The following is a 6,531-nucleotide window of genomic DNA, read 5'->3' as shown; positions in this document are numbered from 1 at the left end:
CGGCGAGGGCGGCTTCCGCACCCGGGGGTGGTTCGTCGGTTTCGAGATCGCCGAGCGGGCGAATCTCCGGCATCAGGACGGCCGTGCCGCCTGCGGCTTCGAAGATGGCGAGCGCGAGCGCGCGGGCGGAGCGCCGGTTTGGGACGTAAATGAGATCGTCGGCGAGCGCGTCCGGCGTTGCGGCGAGATCTTTCTCTGCAGCGAGCGCGCGGGCGAGTTCTCTCAGGAAGTTTGCGCCCGGCGGAATGGTGCGGAGTTTCGGCGCGCCGGGGGCAAACAGGCTGCTCATGCCCCGAAACATCTCAGCCACATTTCGGCATCCTTGAGCGCGCCCGGATCGCCGACATGCAGCCAGAACCGGTCGAGCGGGACGCCGTGCATGCGCTTGTTGGGCAACAGGTCCGACCAGATACGGAAGGCGGAGAAGGGTTCAACGGGTTGGTCGGCATAGAGCGCCGGGTTGACGATGCGCAGGCCGGCATAGGCCCATGGCGCCGAGGGCTCGTCGCCGCGGTGGGTGAGCGCGCCTTTCTCGTCGCGGAAGAAATCGCCTGCGCCGCCGAAGCCGAGGCAGCGCTCGCGGTCTGCAAGCAGCAGGATTTCATCCATATAGGTCGGGAAATAGGCGCCCGCGAGCTCGCGCAAGGGGGCCGCATCGCTCGGCGCCCAGAAGGCGTCGGTGTTGACGACGAAGACCGGATCATCGCCGAGAAGCGGGGCGGCCTTGGCGAGCGCGCCGCCCGTTTCGAGGACCTGTTCGCGCTCATCGGAGAAGACCACTTCGGCGCCGGTGATCCCGTTCATGTGCGCTTCAACCTGGTCGGCGCACCAGTGCGTGTTGACGACAAAGCGTTTGACGCCGGCCTCCAGGAGCGGCTCGAGCTGCCGGTCGATCAGGCGTTTGCCGGCGACTTCAAGGAGGGGCTTGGCCGTCTCATTGGTCAGCGGCCGCATGCGCGTGCCGAGGCCTGCAGCGAGGATCATGGCGGTTTGAGGGATGTTGCTCATTTCGCTTCCTCGAAGATGAAAGGGGCGGTGTCGCGGACAAAAGAGGCCATGCCGGCCGCCGAAGGGTGTTCGAGATTGCGGGCGAGCAGGACTTTCTGGCGCGGCAGGAAATCCAGGTAGCGCTGCTTGCCATCCCGCGCGATGAGGCGAGAGAAGATGCCGACAATTCTGAGCGCGTTCAGCGTGCCGATAATGGCGAGGCGCTCGAGGAACTCCGATTCCGACTTTCCCGTCTTGTCGAGATAGGTCGCTATGGCGGCGCTGTGGGCATCCGGCGAGACGGTGCGTCGAGCGTCCTGAACAAGCATCGCCATATCCCAGGCATCCCAGCCGATGACGGCGTCCTGAAAGTCAAGCAGGCCGATCCGGGCGCGGCCCTGGCGTTCAGGTAGCCAGATCAGGTTTTCGGCGTGATAATCGCGCAAGGTCAGCTCACGCGGGAAGGCGCGGGCGCGGTCTAGCAGCTCGTTCAGCTCCCTATCCCAGCGGGCATGGTCGGCATCTGTCATCCGCATGCGGTTGTCCTGCACGGGGAACCAGTTGGCGAACAGGCTGGCATTCACGTTGAGGGCGAGGTCATCGAAATCGAGCACCGGCCAGTCGCGGCCGAGCCCGCGGAGCTCGCGGGGCGTTTCGAGCGCGTGCAGATCGGCCAGCGCCGAGGCGGCTGCGGTGTAAAGCGTGACCTCGTCTTCGCCCTGCTCGATGAGGCGCGCGAATTCCTTCAGCGTGCCGAAATCCTCGACAATGGCGAGGCCGAGACCTGCGTCTCCGGTATAGATTTCCGGCGCGCTGAACCCGTTGCATTTGAGCCACCCGCCGATGGCGGCGAAGGCTTCGACGCGCGAGGCAGCGAGGCGGGACTGCTTGTTCCAGCCGCCGGCGAGGCGCTCCTCGTCGCTCATGTCTGGCGTGCAGGGATCATCCTCGACGAGGGGCGCATCCATGAGGAGAGCGGTGGTGCCGCCGGGTTTTTTTAGCCGGCCATAGCGCCGGGTCGACGCATCCTGGCCGAGCCAGTTCAGCTCCGCCTCGCCCCAGCCGGAGCGGGCGAGGAAATCGTCTATCTCCGCTGAGCGATTCGCATCAAATCCCATGCAGTCGAGCCTGCCAGTCTTCGCCATGCGGTTCCAGCCTTGCGGTGCGCCCATCAGCGGTTTCTTCCAGTGTGAGATCGAGCCGCCATCGGGGCAGATGATCGCCTGCTTTGTCGGGCCACTCTATCAGGGCAAGTCCGTCCATCGTCTCCTCCCATCCCAGTTCCATCACGTCCTCCGGCGTTTCCAGCCGGTAAAGATCGAAATGAAATATGGGAAAACCGGGGCCGTCATATGTCTGGACGAGGGTATAAGTCGGGCTCGGCACTTCGGTTTCCGCGCCAAGAAGCGCCGAGATCAAGGCGCGTGAGAAGGTCGTCTTGCCGGCGCCGAGACCGCCATGAAGCGCGATGACGTCACCGGCTTTCAGGTGCGGCGCAAGGCGGCGGGCGAGACGGTCTGTGGCGGCCACATCGCCGAGATGGAATTCGAGCGCGTCCATTGGCCTAGAGCGTATCGAGCGTATTGGAGATGGCGTCGACGAGGGCGGCTGTGGGCTCGCAACCGACAGACAGGCGGACATAGCCGTCCGGGACAGCGTCACCCCAGCGGCCGCGGCGTTCCGCCGAGGTCTGGATGCCGCCAAAGCTGGTCGCCGCGAAGATGGCGGCACAGTCTGTGATGAATTTTTCGGCGGTTGTTTCATCAACGAAGGTGACGCCGATGACGAAACCGGGGGCGCTCATCTGCGCGGTCGCGATCTTGTAGGACGGGTCATCGGCCAGGCCGGGAAAGCGCACGCTCGCCGCCGCTTTGTGGCTGTAGAAGAGATTGGCGAGTTCGGCGGCGCTCTCGCACATGCGCGACAGGCGCAGCTCCAATGTCATCAGGCCGCGATAGGCGAGATAGGCTTCGGCGGGGCCGGGGGTTGAGCCGGAGAGCTTTCGCCACTGGCGTACGCGCGCCATCAGCGTCTCGTCACGGCCCGAGACATGGCCGAAGAGGACATCCGAGTGGCCGGCGAGGGCCTTGGTGTCAGAGGAAACGGTGAGGTCGGCGCCAAGATCGAGCGGGCGCTGGAGGAGCGGCGTTGCGGTGGTGTTGTCGACGATAACACGCGCGCCTGCGGCGTGGGCTCGCTCGGTGATGGCGGCGATATCGCAAACATCGAGGCCGGGATTGGAGGGGGTCTCGATCCAGACAAGGTCATAGCCTTCAACCGGGTGAGCGGAAATCTCGGCGGTCGGGATTTCGGTCGTCTCAATGTCGTGCTGTTTGATGAATTCGTCCATCAGGACGCGGACCGTGTAATAGCCGTCAGACGGCAGAAGGAGTTTCGACTTCGGCCCCAGCGTTGCCATCAGCGCGGCTGTGACAGCGGCCATGCCGGACGGAAAGCAGATGGTTTCGGCGTCTTCCAGAACGCCGATAGCAGCTTCCACAGCGGCCCATGTCGGATTGTCGAACCGGCCATAGGGAAAGGCATGATCCGGGGCGCCGGGCAGAGCGTACTTGGCGGCATTGACGATGGGCGGGGTGAGCGGCTCGCCCTTTTCGAGCGAGGCGGCGCGCTTGTGCAGAAGCGCCATGATCAGGCTTTCGCCATGCTTGCGGTCGTGCGCCATTGCTGGGCTTTCCGTTGCGGTTTCGAATGCTGCTTTCCGAATAACGTGCCGGCCATCCCGGCACAAATCGAATTGCAACCAAGCGGCAGAATTGCCTGCGCCCAAGTTTTAGGGTATGTACCCTAGAAATATAAGAATAATCATTGGGAGGAAATATAATGCCGGATTCAATTCAGGTTCAGGACGACGTTGTGGAGCGCAATCTTCACGGGCCGATAGACCATGTGGACCCGAGCGCCGCGGCGCTGTTTGAGCGCAACATGCATCACGCTGTGTTCGAGCGCCTGCGCCGGGAAGACCCGGTCCACTATACAGCCGACAGCGCTTTCGGGCCGTACTGGTCGGTGACGAAGTTCAAGGACATCGTCACGGTCGATTCCAACCACAAGGTGTTTTCATCGGAGCCAAGCATCGTGATCGGCGATCCGAGCGATGATTTTCAGCCGCCCATGTTCATCGCGATGGACCAGCCCAAGCATGATGTTCAACGCAGGGCGGCCCAGCCGGCCGTCGCGCCGAGCCAGCTGTCGGACCTGGAAGACCTGATCCGGCAGCGCGTCTGCAACATTCTAGACAGCCTGCCGGTCGGCGAGACGTTCAACTGGGTCGACCAGGTCTCGATCGAGCTCACCACACAGATGCTGGCGACGCTGTTCGACTTCCCCTTTGAGGACCGTCACAAACTGCCTTTCTGGTCAGATGTTGCGACAACGTCCGATGCGGTTGGCGTGGTCGGCGCCGATATGGAATGGCGGATGAAGCATCTCACAGAGTGTCTGGAATATTTCTCCCGCCTCTGGGTCGAGCGCGCCGCCCAGCCGCAGACCTTCGATTTCATCTCGCTGCTCGCGCACAATGAAGAGACCCGGCACATGATCGAGGATCCGATGGAACTCCTCGGCAATCTCATGCTGCTCATCGTCGGCGGCAATGACACCACGCGCAATTCGATTTCGGGCGGGGTCTATTTCCTCAACAAATTCCCGGGCGAGTACGACAAGCTGCGCGCTGACCCGTCGCTGATCCCGAACATGGTGTCTGAAATCATCCGCTATCAAACGCCGCTCGCGCATATGCGCCGCATCGCGCTTGAGGATTTCGAACTGGGCGGCAAGCAGATCAAGAAGGGCGACAAGGTCGTCATGTGGTACACGTCCGGCAACCGGGATGATGAGGTGATCGAAGCGCCGGACGAGTTCCGGATCGACCGGGAACGCGCCCGCCATCACGTCTCCTTCGGCTTTGGCATCCACCGTTGCATGGGCAACCGGGTGGCGGAAATGCAGCTCAAGATACTGTGGGAGGAAATCCTCAACCGGTTCGAGCGAATCGAACTTGTCGGCGAGCCGGAACGCGTCCAGTCGAACTTCGTGCTTGGCTATACGACGCTGCCCGTCGTGCTGCACGCCAAACAGTAATGGCGACAGGCACTCGCGAGAAGATTGTCGAGACGGCGCGCCAGCTGTTCAACCGGCTGCATTATGCCAATGTAACGACGGCGATGCTGGCCGAAGCGGCCGGCATCTCCGAAGGCAATCTCTGGTATCATTTCAAGACCAAGCGCGACCTCCTGGAGGCGATCACCGAGGATTTTCTCAAGGTGAATGGCGCCCGTATTGCGATGGTGCCGGATCAGCGCGATGTGATCGGCTCCTATGTCGACTATATCGGCGCGCTGGCGGCCGAATTGCGGGCCTACCGGTTCATGTACCGCGACCAGGCGGACTATGGCGCCCATTCCGATGCGCTACAGGCCCGCCTGCCGCATATCTATGACGCGTCCCGGGAGATTTTCTCGGCCTATTTCATGGCGATGAAGGATGCCGGGCTGCTCGATATCGAAGAAGACGCGATCGGCGACCTGGCCGTGAATGCGATTATCGTCATCCGCTACAAGCTCGAATATCTGAGGGAATCCGGCCAGGCGGATACCGAAGGCTCCGGCGCTGTGATGCGCGGCATCCGCCAGCATTTGACCTTGTTCTCCCACCGGCTTACCTCCACCGCCAGAAACGCGCTCGAGGCGCAAATTGGCGCACTTGCCGAGAGCAGCTTGAAAATTCGTGACGCCTGCGTCATGAATGTGGAATAAGTCGGGAGGAGAACAGGTTTGAACCTGTCGGAGTCAAAGCAGATCGTCATCATTGGCGGCGGCCAGGCCGGTGCGCAGGCGGCGCAGTCGCTGCGCCTGTTCGGCTATGAAGGCGCGATAACGCTGGTCGGTGACGAACCGGCGCTACCCTATCAGCGCCCGCCCCTGTCGAAAGCCTATATGAAGGGCGAAATGGCCGAGGACCGGCTCTATTTCAAACCGGCAGCCTGGTATGAAGACAACAAGGTCGAGACGCTGCTGTCCCAGAAGATTCAGGGCATTGACCGCTCGGCCCGCGAAGTGCGCCTCGAGCATGGCGGGCACCTACCCTATGACGCGCTGATCATCGCGACGGGTTCGCGTCCGCGCGCGCTGCCTGTCGAGGGCGCAGACCTTGAAAACGTGTTTGACCTGCGCGGCCTCGCCGATGTCGAACACATTCGCCCCAAAATGATAGAGGGCCGGCGCCTGGTGATTGTTGGGGCGGGTTATATCGGGCTCGAAGCGGCGGCGGTTGCGCGCCAGCTCGGCCTTGAGGTGACAGTGCTGGAAATGGCCGAGCGCGCGCTGGCCCGCGTCACCAGTCCAGTGATCAGCTCCTTCTACGAGAAGCTCCATATGGAGCATGGCGTCGATGTGCGCTGCGGGGCGCGTCTGGCGAGCGTCAAGGGCAAGGATGGCACGCTGACCCATGCGGTGCTGGCCGACGGTGAGGAGATCGAGGCCGATCTTGTGCTCGCCGGGATTGGTATCATCCCGAATATAGAAC

At 62.6% G+C, this 6,531-nt stretch carries 8 protein-coding genes; 3 read left to right on the top strand and 5 right to left on the bottom strand.

Features of this window, described 5'->3' with window-relative positions; translation table 11 throughout:
- The 5 genes from WA989_RS14560 to WA989_RS14540 all read right to left on the bottom strand — a co-directional run.
- Positions 1 to 310 (bottom strand): hypothetical protein (locus tag WA989_RS14560; RefSeq protein ID WP_424341206.1); only part of this gene is annotated, 310 nt, incomplete at its 3' end.
- Positions 286 to 1,008, bottom strand: a complete 723-nt coding sequence (locus WA989_RS14555) for a nucleotidyltransferase family protein (RefSeq protein ID WP_424341205.1) — start codon at positions 1,006 to 1,008, stop codon at positions 286 to 288. The genes WA989_RS14555 and WA989_RS14560, both read right to left, overlap by 25 nt.
- Positions 1,005 to 2,132, bottom strand: coding sequence for an aminoglycoside phosphotransferase family protein (locus WA989_RS14550; RefSeq protein WP_424341204.1), 1,128 nt, complete (start codon positions 2,130 to 2,132; stop codon positions 1,005 to 1,007). Before WA989_RS14550 ends, WA989_RS14555 begins: the two co-directional genes overlap by 4 nt.
- Positions 2,095 to 2,547 carry a tRNA (adenosine(37)-N6)-threonylcarbamoyltransferase complex ATPase subunit type 1 TsaE gene (tsaE, locus tag WA989_RS14545; RefSeq protein ID WP_424341203.1) on the bottom strand — a complete coding sequence of 151 codons (453 nt, stop codon included), beginning with the start codon at positions 2,545 to 2,547 and terminating at the stop codon, positions 2,095 to 2,097. The genes WA989_RS14550 and tsaE overlap by 38 nt, the downstream gene beginning before the upstream one ends.
- 4 nt (positions 2,548 to 2,551) lie before the next feature.
- On the bottom strand, positions 2,552 to 3,670 hold the full coding sequence (locus tag WA989_RS14540) for a cystathionine gamma-lyase (protein WP_424341202.1): 1,119 nt from the start codon (positions 3,668 to 3,670) through the stop codon (positions 2,552 to 2,554).
- 158 nt (positions 3,671 to 3,828) lie between these two features.
- Here WA989_RS14540 and WA989_RS14535 point away from each other — a divergent pair, with 158 nt between their 5' ends.
- The 3 genes from WA989_RS14535 to WA989_RS14525 form a co-directional block, all read left to right on the top strand.
- The gene (locus tag WA989_RS14535) at positions 3,829 to 5,088 is read left to right on the top strand and encodes a cytochrome P450 (protein ID WP_424341201.1); all 1,260 of its coding nucleotides are present in this window, start codon (positions 3,829 to 3,831) and stop codon (positions 5,086 to 5,088) included.
- Positions 5,088 to 5,762, top strand: coding sequence for a TetR/AcrR family transcriptional regulator (locus WA989_RS14530; RefSeq protein ID WP_424341200.1), 675 nt, complete (start codon positions 5,088 to 5,090; stop codon positions 5,760 to 5,762). The genes WA989_RS14535 and WA989_RS14530 overlap by 1 nt, the downstream gene beginning before the upstream one ends.
- A gap of 18 nt (positions 5,763 to 5,780) precedes the next feature.
- On the top strand, positions 5,781 to 6,531 hold a 751-nt coding region (locus WA989_RS14525), incomplete at its 3' end, for an NAD(P)/FAD-dependent oxidoreductase (RefSeq protein ID WP_424341199.1).

The organism is Henriciella sp. (genome assembly GCF_049649345.1).
Classification (GTDB): Bacteria; Pseudomonadota; Alphaproteobacteria; order Caulobacterales; family Hyphomonadaceae; genus Henriciella.
Note: the sequence above shows the minus strand (reverse complement) of the source record. Positions and strands in the feature narration are given on the sequence as shown.